At 61.0% G+C, this 19,751-nt stretch carries 16 protein-coding genes; all 16 read right to left on the bottom strand.

The genetic code is table 11. The features are described from left to right. Complete coding sequence (locus AB5Z20_RS01240; RefSeq protein WP_368155974.1) at nt 1–795, bottom strand: isoprenyl transferase; 795 nt, start codon at nt 793–795, stop codon at nt 1–3. A 1-nt stretch (nt 796) separates the two neighbouring features. Beyond that, nucleotides 797–1,333 carry a ribosome recycling factor gene (gene frr / locus AB5Z20_RS01235; protein ID WP_022094734.1) on the bottom strand — a complete coding sequence of 179 codons (537 nt, stop codon included), beginning with the start codon at nt 1,331–1,333 and terminating at the stop codon, nt 797–799. A gap of 2 nt (nt 1,334–1,335) precedes the next feature. Beyond that, on the bottom strand, nt 1,336–2,058 hold the full coding sequence (gene pyrH, locus AB5Z20_RS01230) for a UMP kinase (protein WP_368155973.1): 723 nt from the start codon (nt 2,056–2,058) through the stop codon (nt 1,336–1,338). A 117-nt stretch (nt 2,059–2,175) separates the two neighbouring features. Then, nucleotides 2,176–3,045, bottom strand: coding sequence for a translation elongation factor Ts (gene tsf, locus AB5Z20_RS01225; protein ID WP_368155971.1), 870 nt, complete (start codon nt 3,043–3,045; stop codon nt 2,176–2,178). A 45-nt stretch (nt 3,046–3,090) separates the two neighbouring features. Beyond that, on the bottom strand, nt 3,091–3,819 hold the full coding sequence (gene rpsB, locus AB5Z20_RS01220; RefSeq protein ID WP_006236109.1) for a 30S ribosomal protein S2: 729 nt from the start codon (nt 3,817–3,819) through the stop codon (nt 3,091–3,093). Between the two features lie 226 nt (nt 3,820–4,045). Beyond that, nucleotides 4,046–4,954: a tyrosine recombinase gene (locus AB5Z20_RS01215; RefSeq protein WP_368156061.1), complete on the bottom strand. Its 909-nt coding sequence runs from the start codon at nt 4,952–4,954 to the stop codon at nt 4,046–4,048. An 8-nt stretch (nt 4,955–4,962) separates the two neighbouring features. Then, entirely contained in the window at nt 4,963–6,300 is a 1,338-nt protein-coding gene (trmFO, locus tag AB5Z20_RS01210; RefSeq protein WP_368155969.1) for a methylenetetrahydrofolate--tRNA-(uracil(54)-C(5))-methyltransferase (FADH(2)-oxidizing) TrmFO, read from the bottom strand. A gap of 14 nt (nt 6,301–6,314) precedes the next feature. Next, entirely contained in the window at nt 6,315–7,247 is a 933-nt protein-coding gene (locus AB5Z20_RS01205; protein WP_368155967.1) for a DNA-processing protein DprA, read from the bottom strand. Continuing rightward, the gene (locus AB5Z20_RS01200) at nt 7,247–8,770 is read right to left on the bottom strand and encodes a YifB family Mg chelatase-like AAA ATPase (protein ID WP_368155965.1); all 1,524 of its coding nucleotides are present in this window, start codon (nt 8,768–8,770) and stop codon (nt 7,247–7,249) included. The genes AB5Z20_RS01205 and AB5Z20_RS01200 overlap by 1 nt, the downstream gene beginning before the upstream one ends. Continuing rightward, entirely contained in the window at nt 8,770–9,255 is a 486-nt protein-coding gene (locus tag AB5Z20_RS01195) for a YraN family protein (protein WP_368155964.1), read from the bottom strand. Before AB5Z20_RS01195 ends, AB5Z20_RS01200 begins: the two co-directional genes overlap by 1 nt. A 189-nt stretch (nt 9,256–9,444) precedes the next feature. After that, nucleotides 9,445–10,233, bottom strand: a complete 789-nt coding sequence (locus tag AB5Z20_RS01190; RefSeq protein WP_368155962.1) for a ribonuclease HII — start codon at nt 10,231–10,233, stop codon at nt 9,445–9,447. A 93-nt stretch (nt 10,234–10,326) separates the two neighbouring features. Continuing rightward, entirely contained in the window at nt 10,327–10,668 is a 342-nt protein-coding gene (gene rplS / locus AB5Z20_RS01185) for a 50S ribosomal protein L19 (RefSeq protein WP_117583231.1), read from the bottom strand. A gap of 148 nt (nt 10,669–10,816) precedes the next feature. Further along, nucleotides 10,817–13,576: a hypothetical protein gene (locus AB5Z20_RS01180; protein ID WP_368155960.1), complete on the bottom strand. Its 2,760-nt coding sequence runs from the start codon at nt 13,574–13,576 to the stop codon at nt 10,817–10,819. 162 nt (nt 13,577–13,738) lie between these two features. Next, nucleotides 13,739–16,489, bottom strand: coding sequence for a pyruvate, phosphate dikinase (gene ppdK, locus AB5Z20_RS01175; RefSeq protein ID WP_368155958.1), 2,751 nt, complete (start codon nt 16,487–16,489; stop codon nt 13,739–13,741). A gap of 265 nt (nt 16,490–16,754) precedes the next feature. Further along, nucleotides 16,755–17,618, bottom strand: coding sequence for a pyruvate, water dikinase regulatory protein (locus tag AB5Z20_RS01170; protein WP_368155956.1), 864 nt, complete (start codon nt 17,616–17,618; stop codon nt 16,755–16,757). A 34-nt stretch (nt 17,619–17,652) separates the two neighbouring features. Continuing rightward, the gene (glyS, locus tag AB5Z20_RS01165; protein WP_368155954.1) at nt 17,653–19,749 is read right to left on the bottom strand and encodes a glycine--tRNA ligase subunit beta; all 2,097 of its coding nucleotides are present in this window, start codon (nt 19,747–19,749) and stop codon (nt 17,653–17,655) included. Between the last annotated feature and the right edge of the window lie 2 nt (nt 19,750–19,751).

Here is a 19,751-nt window from a genome sequence, read left to right as displayed (position 1 = left end):
TTAAGCCTCCTCGGTCTTGCTCAGTCCACCAAACCTACGGTCGCGACCCTGGAAGGCCAAAATGGCGTCGACAAGGCCCCAACGATCAAAGTCGGGCCAATAGGTATCGGTGACATAGAACTCGGAATAAGCAACCTGCCACAGCAGATAGTTCGAAAGACGCAACTCACCAGAAGTGCGAATCACGAGCTCCGGATCGGGAAGACCGGCGGTGTACAAATGCGACGCCACCATATTGTCGTCAACCGTGGCGGGATCAATCTTGCCGGCAGCCGCATCGATCGCGATCTGGCGGACAGCGCGGGTGATCTCAGCACGGGCACCGTAGTTAACGGCCAGCGCCAGCGTCATACCGGTATGGTCGGCGCACTCGGCAAGGCCGCGCTCAAAGACATCGCGGGTCTTCTTGGGCAGCGCGGAAATATCGCCCAAAAAGACAACGCGAACATTCTCGCGCTTAAGCAGCGGTAGCTCATCGATAAACGTCTTGGCAAACAGGTGCATCAGAACGTTGACTTCGTGCTGCGGGCGATTCCAGTTTTCGGTCGAAAATGCATAGGCCGAAAGCACGTCGACGCCCAGGCGCACGCAGGCGGTAATGATCTCGCGCAGCGAGACGATGCCGGCCTTGTGGCCTTCGGTGCGGGCAAGACCGCGCGCCGTGGCCCAACGGCCGTTGCCGTCCATGATGCACGAGATATGGTGCGGGATGTTATTGAGGTCAAGGTCGGAAAAACCGACGCCCGCAGGGGCGTCGGCAAAGTACTCGACCAGTTTATGCTCGTCGTATTGCACCTTAGATCTCCATGACCTCGGCTTCTTTTTCCTTCAGAAGCTCCTCGACCTTGGCGACATACTCGTCGGTATGCTTCTGGACCTTGGCCTGCTCGCGACGGACATCGTCCTCGGTGAGCTCCTCGTCGCGCTCGAGCTTGTTGTTAAAATCGCGGCGGATGTTGCGGATGGAGACCTTGGCCTGCTCGGCGTACTCGCGGCACTCCTTAACGAGCTCGCGACGACGCTCCTCGGTGGGAGCCGGGAACGGCAGACGCACGACAGTACCATCGGAGTTGGGGGTAATGCCCAGGTCGGAGGCACTGATGGCCTTGACGATGGCATTGATGAGCGCCTTATCCCACGGCTCGATAAGCAGCATGTGGGCCTCGGGGGTCTTAACGGCAGCAACCTGTGTGACGGGCGTGGGAACACCGTAGTAGTCGACAGTGATGTCGGACAGGATGTTGGCGTTAGCGCGGCCAGTGCGGACCTTGGAGAAGTTATGCTTGAGGGACTCGAGTGACTTGTCCATGTGGGCGGTGATGTTCTCTGCCATGCTTAATCCTCCTGATAGACGAGCGTGCCGACGGGCTCACCCGCGAGCGCGCGCTTGACGGTGTCCTCGCCATCGATGTTGAGGACCAAAATGGGCATACGGTTGTCCTGGCAAAGAGCCGTAGCCGTGGAATCCATAACCTGCAGACCGTGAACGAGCACCTCATGATAGGTAATCTTGTCAAAGCGGACGGCGTCGGCGCACTTGACGGGATCCTTGTCGTAAATGCCATCGACCTTGGTGGCTTTAATCAGAATCTCGGCACCGATCTCACAGGCGCGAAGGGCCGCGGCGGTATCAGTCGTAAAGTACGGATTACCCGATCCGGCGGCAAAGATAACGACGTTGCCCTTGGACAGGTGGTTGATGGCGCGACGGCGAATATAGGGCTCGCAGATCTCATTCATCTGGATTGCGCTCATCACGCGGCAGGGAACATCGTTGTGCTCGAAGGCATCCTGCAGGGCAAGCGCGTTCATAACGGTAGCGAGCATGCCCATGTAATCGGCCTGGGCGCGGTCCATACCACCGGCGGCGCCTGCCATGCCGCGGAAAATGTTGCCGCCGCCGACAACGACGCCGACCTCATGACCAACGGCGAGCAGTTCCTTGACCTGCTTGGCAAGATGATCGGTAACCTTGGGGTCGATGCCGTAGTTGCCATCGCCCATCAGCGCTTCACCGGAGAGCTTCAGAAGCACGCGTTTATATCGGATGTCGGACAAAGCGATCCTCCTTTAATTAGACTCATAACATAATATCAAAGGCTTAACGGGGAGCCATGAAAAAGCAGGCTGTGAGTAAAACCCACAGCCTGCTCATTACCAGCTACAAGAGCTTATTTACTCGCCACGGACCAGACGGTCAAAGGCAACGACGGTAATGGTGTCGCCGAGCTCCTTGGAGACCTGCTCAGCGTACTTCTTGATGGTGAGGGAGCTGTCCTTGATGAACTCCTGCTCGGTGAGCACGGACTGCTTGTAGAACTTCTCCAGACGGCCAACAGCCATCTTCTCCTGGATAGCCTCGGGCTTGCCGGACTCGGCAGCCTGAGCCATGTAGATCTGCTTCTCGTGCTCGACGGTCTCGGCCGGAACCTGATCGCGGGTAGCGCAAATCGGGGCGACGGCGGCAACCTGAAGGGCAACGTCGTGAGCAAAGGTCTTGAAGGACTCAGCCTGAGCGGTCTCGGCCTTCTCGAAAGCGAACTCGACGAGAACGCCGATCTTACCACCCATGTGGATGTAAGAAGCGAGAGCGCCGTTATCGGCCTTGCGGGCGGCGAAACGGGAGATCTTCATGTTCTCGCCCATGATATGAATCATCTCGGTGAGCTCGGAGGAAACGGTCTCCTCGCCCATCGGCTTCTCGAGCAGAGCGTCGACGTCAGCAGGCTCGGTGGTAGCGACAACCTCAGCGACCTTGGAAGCAAAGCCGGTGAACTTAGCGTTGGAGCCGACGAAGTCGGTCTCACAGGAGAGCTCGAGCAGAGCGCCGGTCTTGCCGTCCTCGGAGACAAACGCGGCGACAGCGCCCTCGTTGGTCTCACGGCCAGCCTTCTTGGCAGCCTTGGCGAGGCCGTTCTTGCGCAGAACGTCGACGGCGGCGTCCATGTCGCCATCAGCCTCGACGAGAGCCTTCTTGCACTCCATCATCGGGGAGTCGGTCATCTCGCGGAGCTGCTTGACCATAGCGGCGGTAATCTGGGCCATTGTGGTTCCTTTCAAAGAAATGAAAAAGAATTAACTAAGACTGATTTACTCGGCCTTGGGCTCAGCGGCCATCTCGGCCTCGGAGACCTGCTCCTTGCCGGAGCCAGCGAGGCAGGCGTCAGCCATGAGCTCGCACATAAGGGTGACAGCGGAGATAGCGTCATCGTTGCAGGGGATGCCGTACTCGACCTCGTCGGGATCGGAGTTGGTGTCGATCAGAGCGACGACGGGGATGTTCAGGCGCTGGGCCTCCTTGATGGCGTTCTCCTCGCGCTTGGTGTCGATGACGAAGAGAGCCTGGGGCAGACCCTTCATGTCGCGGGCGCCACCGAGGTTGGTCTGGAGCTTGGTGAGCTCCTTGCCCAGAACAGCCTGCTCTTTCTTGGGCAGAACAGCCATACGGCCGTCCTCGACCATGGCCTCGAGCTCCTCCATGCGGTTGATGCGGGAGCGGATGGTGACGAAGTTGGTCAGCATGCCGCCGAGCCAACGCTGGTTGATGTAAGGCATGTTGGCGCGCTCAGCGGCGTTCTTGACGGCCTCCTGAGCCTGCTTCTTGGTGCCGACGAACAGCACGTTGCCACCCTTGGCGACGTTCTTGACGAAGGTGTAGGCCTGGTCGGCGTCGAGGATGGTCTGCTTGAGGTCGAGGATATAGATGCCGTTGCGCTCACCGAAGATGAACGGCTTCATCTTGGGGTTCCAGCGACGGGTCTGGTGACCGAAGTGGCAGCCGGCCTCGAGCAGGGTGCGGATATTAATCTTGGTAGCCATGTTAAACCTCCTGTGGTTTGCCTCCGCGCGGGGTCATCCTCCAAAACCAACCCGGACATGTGCTACCAAAGCCCGGGCACCACGGTATGAAGTAGCCGCGCGTGCGTGATAAAAACCTGTTGCCGCGAAGCAACCCGATGAATGATAGCAGGATTGCCTCTTCCTGCCAACCCGAAATCAAAACCACACACCTGAATGTGCATCGACCCACGGGGGCCGCGAAAGGCTATTCGCCACGAGGATGAGCTTGAGCAACGGCACGCTTAAGCCGATCGGGCGTAAGATGCGTATAGATTTGCGTCGTGGACAGACTCGCATGTCCCAGCAGCTCTTGAACCGAACGCAGGTCCGCGCCGCCCTCGAGCAGATCGGTCGCAAAGGTGTGGCGCATCGCATGCGGCGCGATGTCGGCCGGAATGCCGGCGAGATTCGCCAGCATATGGAACCGTCGTCTGAGCATAGCGGCACTCATGCGATTGCCACGCGCAGAAATAAACAGCGGATGCAGACCGGCTGCGGCGTCGCGATGCTTTGCATGGACGAGCAGCTCCGGTCTCCCCTGCTCGACATAGCATCGAGCCGCCTCGAGCGCCCGGCGGTACAGAGGCACGATGCGCTCCTTGCTGCCTTTGCCCCAAAGGCGAACCACGCGCTCCGACCAAGCGATGGATTCCACGTTAAGCGCAGCAAGCTCCGAGATGCGGGCACCCGAGGCATAGAGCAACTCGAGCATCGCCGCATCGCGCAGTCCCGCGGGAGTCGAGGTATCAGGCGTCTTGAGCAGCGCCTCGACCTGCTGAGTCGTAAGGACACCGGGCAGGTCGCGCGGCAGCTTGGGCGACGCGATCGCCGAGACCGCATCACCCTCGACAAACCCCTCGGCAGCCATCCATCGATAGAGCGACCGAATAGCCGACAAATGTGCCGCAAGAGTGCGAGGTGCCACCTGCTCGCGCGAAAGCTCGGCCAAATACGCGCGGACGGTACGCACGTCGGCCATACGCGCATCGACACCCGCACGCTCGCACCAGGCAGCAAAGCGCTCCAACCGCGATCCATAGGCAGTCACCGTATTGGGAGAGAGCCCCTCGACACGTGCGATGTAGGCGATAAACGAGTCGACGGTATCGTACAGGTCAAAGGCTATGACCGGTCGCCTCCAAACAAGTCGGAACGCGAGGCCAAGTAGGCATCGAGGGCCTCGAGGGCGCGATCCGCATAAGCCTGGTAACGGTCGCGCTTGCTGCGGCGCTTGCCGTCCTCGAGCGGCGGCACCAAGCCAAAGTTAACGTGCATGGGCTGATAGCCCACGGTTGCCGGATCGGTCGCATAGCCCACGAGCGCACCCAGGGCGCCCACTCGCGGTAACTCAACAGGCTCCGCCTCGATTGCCTCGGCATAGGTGTTGATTGCAGCGAGCAGACCGGTCGCCACGGCCTCCATATAGCCTTCGGTGCCGGTGATCTGACCGGCAAGACGCACGCTCGTACCGGGCACGGCAAAGGTGTCGTCAAGAACGTGCGGCGCATCGACAAAGGTATTGCGGTGCATGACGCCATAACGGAAGAACTCGGCATTTTCCAGACCGGGAACCATGTGGAAGACACGCTTCTGCTCGCCAAAAGTCAAATTCGTCTGGAAGCCCACCAGGTTATAGGCGGTCTTTTCCTTGTTCTCGGCTCGCAGCTGAATCGCCGCCCAGGGGCGACGTCCGGTACGCGGGTCGGTGAGGCCGACGGGCTTCATGGCGCCAAAGCGAATGGCATCCTTGCCGGTACGGGCGACCTCCTCGGCGGGCTGACAGGCCTGGAAGAGGTCGCCGCCCTCAAAGTCCTTGAGCACCACGCGGTCGGCGGTGGTGAGTGCCTCGATAAAGGCCTCGTACTCCTCCTTGTTGAGCGGAGCGTTGAGATAGTCACCGCTCCCCTGCTCCTCGTAGCGCGACTGCGAAAACAGCACGTCCATATCGAGCGTGGAGGCATCGACGATCGGCGCGGCGGCATCAAAAAACGCCAGGGCATCGCCGCCGACGAGCTTCATGACCTCTTCGCTCAGCGCCGGCGAGCACAAGGGCCCTGCGGCAATGACCACGTGGCCCTCGGGAATCTGCGTGACCTCGCCGTGCACGACCTCGATATTGGGCCGGGCGGCAACCTCGGCCTCGACAAGCTCGGAAAACTTAACGCGGTCGACCGCCAGGGCACCGCCAGCGGGAACGGCCGCACGATGGGCGCAATCGAGCAGTACCGAACCCATGCGCTCGAGCTCAGCCTTTAGTAGGCCAGCAGCGGAATCCGGACGGGTTGACTTAAACGAATTTGAGCAGACGAGCTCGGCCAAGTGATCGGTATGGTGGGCAGGAGAGCTCACCTGGGGGCGCATCTCGCACAGCTTTACGGCAAACCCGCGATCTGCCAGCTGGATCGCACATTCCGAACCCGCCAGACCGCCACCGATAACCGTCACCTGATCGAACTGCATCTGCAAACACCTTTCTAATTGACACGCTTTCCATTGTGACCGAAGGGCGTCTGGGCGTGAAGCGCAAACTTTGAGGGCGCATACCTTCCATCCATCATGCGCTCGATAAGACCCTCGAGCTCGAGCGAGCCCAAGAGCTTGAGCACGCCGACAGCATCAAGCGAGACGAGCGCGGCAATGTCGTCGACCTTGAGCGGCGAGGCGATAAGCGCGTGCATCACGGCCTGCTGCGCGGGGTCCAGATCGGCGATGCCAGGTGCATCGGGGCGCGAGTAACGCAGCGTGCCGTAGATGCGCGAGATAGCCATCTCGATTGATTCCTCGTCGATGATGCAGCAGGCTCCGTTAGCGATGAGATAGTTGGTCCCGCGCGACTCGGGAGAAAGGATTGAGCCCGGCACTGCAAGCAGTTCTCGTCCCAGGTCCATGGCGGCCTCAGCGGTAGAAAACGTACCCGAGGGCATGCCCGCCTCGGAAACAAAGAGTGCCTGCGACAAGGCGGCGATTACGCGATTGCGCCGCGGAAAGGCGAACTTACGCGGTCCCATACCCCACGGCGAAATCGAAACGACCGCGCCGCCCGTATCGAGCGTGCGTGCGATGAGACCGGCGCTCGAGCGCGGATAGACAACATCGGCGCCGGTCCCCAGTACCACGACGTGTTTGCCCCCGGCGTTGACCGCAGCCCAACCCGACGCCTGGTCGCAGCCGACCGCACCGCCCGAGACCACCGTCACTCCCGCCTCAACCGCCACCTTGGCCGCAAGTTCTGCCACGGCAAGACCGTACGGCGATGCCTTGCGTGCACCGATGATGGAGAGCGCGGGCGTCGAAAGCACCTCGGGGTTGCCGCGCACATAGAGCGTCTGGGGTACATCAGAAAGCTCCAATACGGTCTCGGGATACAACGCATCACCTGGATGCAGCTCGAAGGTCCCCTCGGCCATCATTGGTCCCTCCTTCCCTGATACATCGCCGCCTCGAGCACGTGATCCTGCGTCACCCGTTCGCTTTCGGCGACATCGGCGATCGTGCGTGCAATGCGTACCAGGCGTACGATGCCGCGACCCGTGAGATGCGTGCGCTTCGACAGGCCGAGCACGCATTTCTCGGCAGCCTCATCAAGACCAAAGGTCGAAACGACGCCGTCAATGGACCGCGACTCGTCTTCCTCGGCCTCGGTGTCCGCATCGTCCATACGGGATTCACGCCAGGCGCGAAAGGCGCGCCCACGCACGACGTAATCGCGCAGCTCAGCCGAAGACATACCCTCCGCGCCCTCAATGATCACCTGAGGATCGGGGCGGGTCACGTCGATCATCATGTCGATACGATCAGCCAAAGGACCGCGCAACTTGCCCCGGTAACGCTCGACCATCGCCGCCGAGCAGCGACACGGCACTTCACGATCGCCCAAAAAGCCGCAGGGGCAGGGATTGCTCGCAGCTAGCAGCTGAAAGCGCGACGGAAACGTAAAAGCCCCGTCAACGCGAACGATCCTCACGTAACCGCGCTCGATGGGCTGACGCAGCGTCTGCAGCACGCCAGTGGGAAACTCGGCGAGCTCGTCCAAAAAGAGCACGCCGCCATGAGCTAGGCTAATTTCGCCCGGATGCACCGGACGCCCGCCGCCGATGAGTCCCGCAGTCGAAATGCTGTGATGTGGGCTGCGGAAGGGACGATGCCCCGCAAGCAGGCCATCGATGCTCTCGCCCAAGACCGAATGGATGCACAGCGCCTCCTGCTGATCCTCGACGGAAAGCTCGGGCAAAATGCCCGTCATGCGCCGCGCAAGCATGGTCTTGCCCGAACCGGGCGAGCCGATCATGAGCAGACCGAGCTCGCCGGCGGCCGCAAGCGCCATGCCACGTTTGGCGACCTCCTGCCCCAGCACGTCGGCATAATCGAGCTCGGGCTCAAAGGTTGCCTCGAGCACTTCAGAATCCAGGTAATGCCGTGCGGCATCCCCCATGCCATGGGCAAGCTGAGATAGGTGGTCGATAAACCCGCAGTCAACGCCCGCAAGCGGCACATGCTGATCGGACCTACCGGCGATAAAGGAAAGCCCCATATCGCGCGCCAACAGCTGAAACGCCACCTCGCCCTTGACGGGCAACACCGTGCCGTCCAGACCAAGCTCACCTGCGATAAGGCAGCGATCGAGGTTGTCACGGGGAATCTGCCCATCGGCCGCCAGAACCGCGATGGCAATCGGCAGGTCAAAACCGCTGCCAGTTTTGCGGATATCGCCAGGTGCCAGGTTGACGGTAATGCCAGACCGAGGAATCTCGAAGCCGGCCGAGCGCATGGCGCACCGGATACGCCCGCGCGACTCCATCACCTCCATACTCGGAATGCCGAGCATCTGGATGCCCGGAACGCCACCGGCAAGCGAGACCTCGACGGTGACGGGAATTGCCTCGACGCCGCGGATGCAGGCCGCGTGTACGGCAAACGTCTCGAACGCCATCACGACACCTGCCAATCGAACGCATTGTACTGGTGCTCGATCTCGGCGACATGCCCGCCGCGGATGGTGACGCCCACGGCATCGAAGCGAATCGATCTGAGCGGATAGTGCTCCATGAAATAGCAACTTGCGATACGGCGATACCGACGCTGCTTTTGGGCGTCCACGGCCTCCTCGGGAAAGACCCGCGTGGCGCAATCCAGGGCGACACGCCTTGTCTTTACCTCGGCCATCACCACGACATCGTCGAGCTCATCGAGCAGCACCAGATCGGCTTCGCCCTCAATGCAACGATAGCCCTGCTCCAACAAGGTGTATCCACGCTCGGTAAAGTAATCGATGGTGATCAGCTCGCCCAGCATGCCGAGCTCGCGGGGACTGAGCCCCTTGATAAACTCGGGCGTAATCGCCCCGCAGTCGAGCTCGCCGTCTTCCCAGCGCTCCTTGAGTTGCTGCGTCTTGCTCTTTTTGCTTGCGGCACACATGGGGTCTCCTTTCCCGCACACTGCATTGCCCCGATGATGAGGGCACCTTTCATGCGGGTAAGTACCGGAAGCAAACCAAAAGCTGACCAAATGCCGACAAAAAACGGGCCGTACGCAACAATCACGTTGCACACGGCCCGCTACCAGCAGGTTTATAAAACGCCAGAGGTCCCTGTCTCCACAATTGGCCTAGAAAAGGCGCTCAGTCTGCAGAAAGTTTCCGCAAAAGCTCACACGATGCAGCGGACAAAGTCCATGTTTGCGAATCGCCTCGATGTGCTCGGGGCTTGCATAGCCCTTCGACTCGGCCAGATGGTACTCGGGGTACTCGGCGTCGTACTCGACCATCATCTCGTCACGCGTGACCTTGGCCATAATGGACGCCGCTGCGATGCAGGCAATTTTGGCATCGCCCTTCACCACGTCGCGCTCGTTGGGAACGGCGCCCAAGGGGTTACCGTCCATAAGCACGCAATCGGGCTCGAGCCCCGTATCGGCCACGGCGCCCGCGACGGCAGCGCGGATGGCGCGGGCCATGCCCATATCATCGATATCCGCAGGCGCGATATGGCAAAAACCAATCGCCGTCGCGACCTCGGCAATCTTCACCGAGAGCAGCTCGCGGCGCGCCGGCGTGAGCTTTTTGGAATCGTTGATGCCCCAGACGCGCGGCTCCATGGGAAGGCACACGGCGCACACCGTCAAAGGACCGGCCACCGAGCCGCGACCCACCTCGTCGACGCCCACGACCACGCCATCCCCACCGAGCTCGTGCATCAGCTCGTACATGCCGTTGACGCGCTCGCGCTCGGCAAGTTCCTTGGCATGGCGCTTAAGAGCGCGCTCGCAAGCCTTGATCACTTGCTGGCGCGGATCCTCACGATAATGCTCCACGAGGACGGGGATCTCCTCAAACGTGGCGCTCGCCAGCTCGCCGGCAACCTGCGATGCCGAAACCGAGCTCGTCATATTGGCCATATCGGGGCCTCCTTGCATGCAAATCAGATAAAAAGAAGGGCCACCCGAAGGTGACCCTTTTGTCCAAACGAGTGGACAGACGCTGCGATCTTCTTAGCGCTTCTCGGGGATGCGAGCAGCCTTGCCCACCTTGTCGCGGAGGTAGTACAGCTTGGCGCGACGGACGCGACCATGACGGACGACCTCGAGCTTGGCGATCTTGGGGCTGTGAAGCGGGAAGGTACGCTCAACACCGACACCGAAGGAAATCTTGCGGACGGTGAAGGTCTCACGGGCACCGGCGCCGGCCATGCGGATGACGTCACCCTGGAAAACCTGGATGCGCTCGCGGTCGCCTTCCTTAATGCGGTAGTGGACCTTGACGTTGTCGGCAACGCGGACCTGCGGGATGTCCTCGCGGATCTGCTGACGCTCGATTGCGCGGATGTAATCCATGTGCAATTCCTTACTCTTCTAGAGGTGCCGTACCACCTTGGCCGGCACGTAGTTGAACAAACGTATTCGAGTATACACGCCACGACCTTGGCTGCAAGAACTATTTTGCCCGTGCGCAAAAAGACAAAAACACGCACTCTTTCTGCACTTATGCGCCGTCCGCAGCATCAGTCGTCGGCGTCGTCACGGTCGTTCCCGGCGCGATATAGCCGTATTCGAGCAGCACCGAAAGCGCATGCTGCTTCCAGGTGGCAAGCTCTTCGTCATTATAGTTGTCATGGGCCCATTCGTTCATCGCGTCCTCGGCGTCTTGGGGCACCAGGTCCTGGCTGTCTGCCATCAGGTACAGGATGCCCAAGATGTCGAAGTCCTGCTTAGACATCTCTTCCTTGTTTGATGTGCTGATGAGGCCGTGATCGATGCCGTAGCGGCAGATATCGGTCAAAACGGTAACGAGGCCCGTAGGAATCGGCGAGGCATCCTTCGCGGCAGAGGGCGTGGTGTCGTCAGTCAATGCAGCGGCATCGTCGCTCGCCGGAGCAGACTCGGCCGCGTTCGCATCGGAAGCGGACTGTTCTCCCTGGGTAGGGACCGTGCCATCCGTCGTTGCCGAAGAATCCCCCGTAGAAACGGACGTAACGCTCACCGGTGTCTCGACCACGGTCGTCATCGGGTCGACCGGTGCAGGTGCGGCAATGACCTCGGCCCAATCGGAATACACGCCGTCAATAAAGGCGCGAACATGGAAGGTGCCCGGTTGCGAGATGGTCATCGTGCCGTCTGTCGCGACCGAAATGCCCTTGCTCTCGAGCTCTTGGGCCTCCCAGCTGCAGACCCTATCGACTTCCTTGCCCGTCGTGTCATAGACCGTAGCCGTCAGGCCTTCGATGCCGTTGAGATTTTCCTCGACGCCGACGACGGTCTGTGCCGAGCCCTCGAGTTTGATGCTGCCGTTAAACGGCTCGGGTGCAACGTCACTTACCTTATATTTGTAGGCCGCGGCGTCGATCTCGTCATTGGTCGAGACATGCCCGTTCACGTCCACATAGGTGTCCTCGGGGATAAAGTACTTTACGTAGGCGGTGCCGGCCTTTTTGCCCACCACGACTTGCTCGTGGGTGACAGGGTCGGTCTGGATCTCGATGACGTCGGACTTGCATTCCTTGCCCTTCTTGTCCACCACGCGCCAGTCGCCCGACGACTTCACAAAGCCGTAGTAGTCAACATCGTCCTCGTCCCTTGCGCGCACGCGATAGGAAGAGATGGGGTCTTCCTCTCCCACCGTAAGCCTTCGGGTCTTATCGGTCTGCAGCGAGACGAGAATCTTGGAGATGGGCTTAATAGGCTGCGGCGTGCCCAACTGCGTATCGACCGTCACCGACTCAAACGACAGATTGGAACCCGTAATGGACATGGGGTAGGTGGCGGCCATGTCATTGAGCACGTTGCACGTGCGCGGAGCGCCACCGTTGCGTGAAGGCACCTCGCGATCGGCCAGGACCGAATTCCAATCGATGGCGCGCACCATGTGGTTGTTGGTGCGATGTGACCAGCTCGTAACGTTTCCGGCGGTGGTATCGTAGCCGTCGTCGCCACGATGGGCGATTGAGCGCAAGAACAGGTTCTGCACGGCGTCGGTCGACTGATCGCCAAAGGTGGTGTAGAACGAGCGCTGGTCATAACCGGCGGTATGGAACTCCTGCACGGCGGCGTTGTCGTCGTAGCACTCGCCGTTCATGTTAAAGATGATCACGTCGAACGTCACGCCCACCGGCTGGTCATAGTCCTCGGACAGCGTCGTGGTAGAACTCGTCTGCTTGCTATTGACCTGCGTGTGCGCTGGGATCGTCATATTGACGGTGACCGACTGATTGTCCGTTGTGGTGATCGACTGTTCCTCGGTCTTGCTCGCCTCCCACAACTGGGACATCGTGGTTTCGGCCGAAAACGAAGTCTCGATCTCCTCGCTCGCTGTTGCGGGCACGCCCAGCGACTCCTTGAGGCTCACCGATGCGCCCCACGAGCCGCCTTTGGAATACGATGCAGATTCAGAAGTGCTCGTGCCGACTGTCTCTTCGGTACCGCGGGCGAGCGTGATGCTCTGCGAGGCGTCCTCATAGCCGACGTTAAGTGCCGAAGTAACGAGCTCCTGCTCAGTCTTAGAATCGACAAAGGAATAGCCCGGCGCGTCCTCGGGCGCACAGTTAAGCTTGTTCACGCTGTTGAGCTGCTGAACTCTAAAGTTATAGAACGCGATGCCAAAGCCATTGAAATCGTACTGATAGGTGCCGCCGAGCTTGTCGACACAAGCAATGGTGGCATAGATGACGTCCTGCTCAGTCGTGTCTTTCGACAGTCCGTCGAGCGGCACGTTTTTACGAAAATCGGAGCCCTTCAGCTTGTGACCGATACAGCCGGCGATATCGTCGGTCAAGCGCTCGTAGACCGCATTGAGGCTTTTTGCAGACGTCAGACCACTCTGCTTCGATTTGTCGGCACCATCGGAATGCTCACCGTTGCCGCCCGAAAGCGCATCATAGAGATAGATATAGTGACCCTTACCAAAGTCCTTCTCAAAGCCCTTGCCGGCGTGGTCCCAGTACAAAAAGTCCCCGGAGTCGTCGCCTCCACCATAGCCAAGGATGTTGTAGGCTAGCGATGCCCAGTTGGGCAGCACCTTTTTGACGGCGGCCGTATAGAACGAGACATTGTCGTACATCGAGGTACGGCCCTCGAGCTTGCCGTCATCGATATCTACAAACGTGCAGTCGCGATCGTTGACCGTAATGGTGAGCGGGTTGACCACGTCACCATAGAGCTCGTCACGCGAATCATCCTGAAGGGCAAAACCGGCTGTCGGCATCCCGCAAAGCGCCGTGACCGCAACGACCACCCAGCACAGGGTCATCTGTGCTCCCCGACGCGCTCGTTGCAAATACCTGGTGAGGTTTTTCATCGCAGTCCTCCCGTCAGTTGTCAATGTATTGAACCAACGTAAAACGCCGCCGCGTCCACAGGGGCGCGACGGCGCGAAGGGGGGCGTAAAAGGCGCAAATGGAACGCGACTCAGTTAAGCGGAACGCTTGGCCTCGAGCTTGGCCTGAGCGGCCGCCAGGCGCGCGAGGGGCACGCGATAGGGCGAGCAGGACACATAGTCCACGTCGGCCGCGTTAAACAGGGCCTTGATGGACTTAGGGTCGCCGCCGTGCTCACCGCACACGCCAAAGTGCATGCCGGGGTTGGTGGCACGGCCCTTCTCGACGGCCATGCGCACGAGCTCCAGCACCGCCGAGTCGATGGTCTCGAAGGGGTTATCCTTCAAGATCTTCTTGTGCATGTACAGCGGAATGAACTTGGCCTCGGCGTCGTCACGCGAGAAACCGAAAGTCGTCTGCGTAAGATCGTTGGTGCCAAAGCAGAAGAAGTCGGCGTGCTGTGCAATCTCGTCAGCGACCATGCAGGCGCGCGGCAGCTCGAGCATCGTGCCCACGGGAATGTTGAGCTCGACGCCCTCCTCGGCGGAAACCTCGGCGATCACGCGCTCGATGACCTCGCGGGTCTGGACATGCTCGGCCGTGATGGAAACGAGCGGAACCATGATCTCGGGGCGCGGGTCGACGCCTTCCTTGATAAGGCGAGCGGCAGCCGTTGCCACGGCACGGACCTGCATGAGCGGCAGGTCACCGAAGACGACTGACAGGCGCACACCGCGCAGGCCGAGCATCGGGTTGGACTCGACCATGCCGTCGATACGGCGCAGGCGGGCACGCAGGGCGGCAAGCTCTACCTCGCCGGCGCCAGCGGCCTCCTTCTTGGTGATGGCGACCTCGAGCTCGCGAGGATTATCCAGGAACTCATGAAGCGGCGGATCGAGCAGGCGAACGACCACATCGCGACCGGACATGGTCTTGAACATCGCCAAGAAGTCCTCAGTCTGAACCTTGAGCAGATCGGCCAGGGCCTGCTGCTTCACAGCCTCGTCGTCGGACAGGATGAAGCTCTGGATAATGTTCTTGCGATCGCCCAGGAACATGTGCTCGGTGCGGCACAGACCGATGGACTCGGCGCCAAACTCGAGCGCGAGCGCGGCATCCTCGGGATTGTCGGCGTTGACGCGCACGTGGTTGGCGTGACCGTCGGTCTCGTCCAGACGGATCTCGTCGGCCCAGGACAGGATGGTGTCCAGGTCGCCGGTGAGCTCAGCGGAGACCAAATCGACAGCGCCATCGACAACGATACCCTGGGTGCCGTCGATGGAGATGATGTCGCCCTCGTGCAGCACGCGATCGCTGCCCTCGATACGCACGACCTTCTCGGCGGCGTCGATATGGAAGCGTTCGACGCCGCAGACGCAGGGGGTACCCATGCCACGGGCAATAACGGCGGCGTGGCTCGTCTTGCCACCATGGCTCGTCAAGATACCCTCGGCGGCGACCATACCCTTCAGGTCATCGGGGTTGGTCTCCCAGCGGACCAGAATGACCTTATGGCCCTCGGCAGAACGCGCAACGGCGTCATCGCTCGAGAACACGACCTCGCCCACGGCGGCACCGGGACTGGCGTTAAGGCCGCATGCGAGCGCCTCGTACTTCTTGGAGGAATCGAACTGCGGGTGCAGGAGCTGGTCGAGCTGCGCGGGATCGATGCGGCTCACGGCCTCCTCACGGGTAATGAGGCCTTCCTCGACCATCTCAATAGCAATGCGCAGAGCGGCGGTTGCGGTACGCTTGCCCACGCGGGTCTGGAGCATCCAGAGCTTACCCTGCTCGATGGTGAACTCGATGTCGCACATGTCGCGGTAGTGATCCTCGAGCGTCAGGAAGACACGTTCAAGCTCCTCACCTGCGGACTCGAGGCCCGGAGTGGTCTTGAGGTCGGCGATGGGCTCGGTGTTGCGGATGCCGGCAACGACGTCCTCGCCCTGGGCGTTGACCAGAAAGTCACCGTAGAACTCCTTGGTGCCGTCGGCCGGGTTGCGCGTAAAGGCGACGCCGGTCGCCGAGGTCTCGCCCTTATTGCCAAAGGCCATAGCCTGAACGTTGACGGCGGTGCCAAGGCCATCGGAAATACCGTGCTGCTTGCGGTAGATGCAGGCGCGCTCGTTCATCCAGCTGCCAAAGACGGCCTGGATGGCAAGGCGCAGCTGGAGCTCCGGATCGTGCGGGAAGACGGGCTTGCCGTCAGCGACCTCGAGCTCGGGGTACAGAGCGGCCTCGACGTTGTCGGAGAAAATGCCCTTGAAACTCTCGACGAGCTCCTGCAGGTCCTCGGCCGAAAGCCCAGAATCGACGCGAACGCCGGCGACCAGGCGAGCCTGGGTCAGGGCATTCTCGAACAAGTCGGCATCGACACCCATGACGACGTTGGAGAACATCTGGATAAAGCGACGATAGCTATCCCAGGCAAAGCGCGGGTTTTGCGTCTGGGCGATAAGGCCCTGAACGGAATCGTCGTTGAGGCCCAGGTTGAGGACCGTGTCCATCATGCCGGGCATGGAGAACGGAGCGCCCGAGCGCACCGAGACGAGCAGCGGGTCACGAGCGTCGCCGAGCTTCTTGCCGCAACGGGCCTCGAGGTCGGCCTCGGCAGCAACGATCTCGTCGAGCGCACCCACGGGCCACACGTTGCCGGCACCGGAGTACTCAATGCAGGTCTGGCAGGTAATGGTAAAGCCACCGGGAACCGGCAGGCCGATACGACTCATCTCGGCAAGGTTAGCGCCTTTGCCGCCAAGCACGAAGTTCATGGACTTATCGCCCTCGGTGACACATGTGCCCTGGGCATCGGTTCCAAAACGGTAAACCCTCTTGCAATCGCTCACGATACTTCCCCTTCCACGCGCTCTCGCGCGCGACCGTGGTGACGAATCGACCCGCCGGATGCGGGCCGTGAGGGAACTATACGGCGGGATTTGAACGGGCTTGAGCAGAGGATACGCGGTTTGGTAAACGTGCTAAAACTAGCGGTAAACGGTAGGTAAAGGTGGTTACCTTATGAAGATACCACTACAGTGTAATTGCAGGTCAGAAGCGGTAGAAACTGCTAAAGCGCTTTAGCAAATAGCTGTAACGAAAGTCCCGAATTAGCTAATCTTGTTGAGCACGGCGGGCTCTTGCCTCTTGAATCTCCTCGAGGTGAGCGATGATCTCGGAGGCACTCTCCTCGATCGCCTTGCCGTCGGTGCGCACCACAAAGCAACCCAGACGTTTCATGAGGGCACGAGCCTCCTCGAGCTCGCCGCGCACGCTCTCGGGCTCGGCATAAGAGCCGGCGACGGCGCGGGCATAGTCGTCGCCCAGGCGGCTATCGCGAATCTCGGAAATCACATCGACGGTCGAAATCAGACCGAACAACCGCAACGGATCGACCTCGTAAATCGACTTGGGCGGCTCCATACCGTGCGCCAACGGAACGTTGGCGACCTTGTAGCCCTGATAGGCCAAATACATCGACAGCGGCGTCTTGGACGTGCGGGATACACCCAGCAGCACGATATCGGCATCCGACAGATCATCGCAGCCGCGCCCGTCATCGTGCTCAACGAAATACTCCATAGCCTCGATACGATGGAAATAGCGATCGTCGGTCTTGTGAATCACACCCGCAACGCCCTTGGGAGGCACACCGATGAGCGACGACAGCACGGCAAGCGTCGGGCCGATCAGGTCGACCGAGCGAATGTGCAGCATGCCCAAGTAGTCGAGCACGCGAGCACGAAGCGCCGGATCGACGATGGTATGGAACACGGCGATATCGCGATGGTCGGCATCGACTCGCGGGCCCACAAACGACTTGACCTGCTCCACCGAGGTCACCTTAGACAGACGTAAAACACGAAAAGCCCCTTCATCAAATTGCCCGGAGGCCGCAAGCACCACCTCACAAGCGGTATCACCGAGCGAGTCGGAGATAACGATAACGGTGGGACGAGCGGTGACCGGGCAATCCATGCGGGGCTCCTTTTGCGCTTATGCGCAGGCTAGCTTACTTTTTGCGGGCAAGCTCACCAATGTTGGCGATGCCGAAGAAAACGGCCTCGAAGCGGTTGAGCAGCTTAAGGCGATTATCGCGGAGCTGCTCGTCCTTGTCCATGACCATAACCTCGTCGAAGAAGCGGTCGATGGGCGCGCGCAGGGCGGCGAGCGCGGCAAACGCGGCAGGATAATCCTCGGCGGCGAGAGCTGCGTCGACGGCGGTCTGAGCGGCCTCGGAGGCGTCGGCAAGCGCAAGCTCGACCTCGCCCATCAGGGCGCGATCGTACTCCGCGCCCAGCTCGAGCTTGGAGATGTGCGCGGCGCGGGCATAGGCAGTAGCCAGGTTGTCGAAGGTCTCGGCGTCGTTCTTGCGGGCCTCGTCGAGGGCGGCACAGCGGGCGAAGAAGACCGACGGGGCAATGATATGCACCGCGGAAACGGCGGCAACGGTGTCGGCCGGGATCTTCTCGTCGCGGGCCATGCTCACCAGACGGCCGTGGAAGAAGTCACGAACCTGCTGGGCGACCTCGGCAGCGTCAAACTCAATGCCCTGCTCGCTATAGAGCTCGAGCGCAAAGTCGATGAGCGACGTGGGGTCGATCGGCAGACGGTCGCGCAGGATGTTGATGATGCCGATGGCGGCACGACGCAGCGCATACGGGTCGGAAGAGCCGGTCGGGGGCTCGCCGATGGCAAAGATACCGGCGATGGTATCGAGCTTGTCGGCGCAGGCCACGATGCAGCCAGCGGTGCCCTCGGGCAGCTCGTCGCCAGCAAAGCGGGGACGATAGTGATCGCGAATAGCGTGAGCGACCTCTTCGTTCTCCCCCATCGCGATGGCGTAGTAACCGCCCATCACACCCTGCTGGCTCGTGAACTCGACGACAGCGTTGGACACCAGGTCGGCCTTGCACAAGTGCGCGGCGCGGCCGGCATCGGCGGCCAAGTGGGCACCCAGGTGCGCCTCGCGGGCAATAGCGAGCGCAAGCTGCTCAATACGCTCGGACTTGGCGAGCACGCTGCCGAGCTTCTCCTGGAAGGCGACCTTGGCCAGACGCTCACGGAACTCGTCGAGGGAGATCTTCAGATCCTCCTCATAGAAGAACTTGGCGTCGTCCAAGCGGGCGCGCACAACGCGCTCGTTGCCGTCGATCACGCGCTCGGCATTCTCGGGCTTGCTGTTGGAGACAATCACGAACTCACGCGTCAGCTTGCCCTCGCCGTCATAAATCGGGAAGTAGCGCTGGTTGGTGAGCATAGACTCGCAGATGATCTCGTGCGGGACCTTGAGGAACTCCTCATCGAAGGTACCGACGAGCACCGTCGGCCACTCGCAGAGGTTGATGACCTCCTCAAAGACCTTCTTGGGCGTATCGACGTGGCAGCCGGGGCGAGCGGCCTCGACCTCGGCGATACCGGCAAGGATGGCCTCACGACGGCGCTCGGCAGAAAGCACGCCGGCGTCCTCGAGCACCTGCTCGTAAACAGCGGGGCTGGCGACCACATGGTCACCGGGACCAAGCACGCGGTGGCCGCGCGTGGTGTTGCCACTCGTCACATCGGCAAAGGACACGGGCACGACATCCCCGCCCAAAAGGCAGCAGATCCAGCGGACCGGACGCACGAACGTGGCGTGCTCGTGGCCCCAGCGCTGAGAGCGGTAGTTGGGCCACTGCAGGCCGGCGATGGTCTTCTCGCACAGGGCCGTCAGAATCGGGGTGGCCGGGGCGGAAGGAATGTTCTTCTCGGCAAATACGTACTCACGGCCGTCGGTGTCCTCGCGACGGACCAGATCCTCGGCAGCCACACCGCACTTGCGTGCGAAGCCCTGGGCGGCCTTGGTGGCGTTACCGTCGGCATCGAAGGCGATGTTGGCCGCGGGGCCGCGCTTGACCTCGTGAACCTCATCGGTCGCGGTGGCGACGTTAGCCACGAGCGCAGCCAGGCGGCGCGGGCTCGAGATCACGCGGACCTCGCCGTGGGCCAGACCTGCCTCGTCGAGACCCTTGGCGATCATGGTGCCAAGCTGCTTGACGGCATAGTTCAGCGGTGCAGAGGGCATTTCCTCCGTACCGATCTCAAACAGGAAATCCTTAGCGTCTGCCATGG

This window comes from Collinsella aerofaciens (genome assembly GCF_040910245.1).
Taxonomy (GTDB): domain Bacteria; phylum Actinomycetota; class Coriobacteriia; order Coriobacteriales; family Coriobacteriaceae; genus Collinsella.
This window is presented reverse-complemented; position numbering and strand designations above follow the sequence as displayed.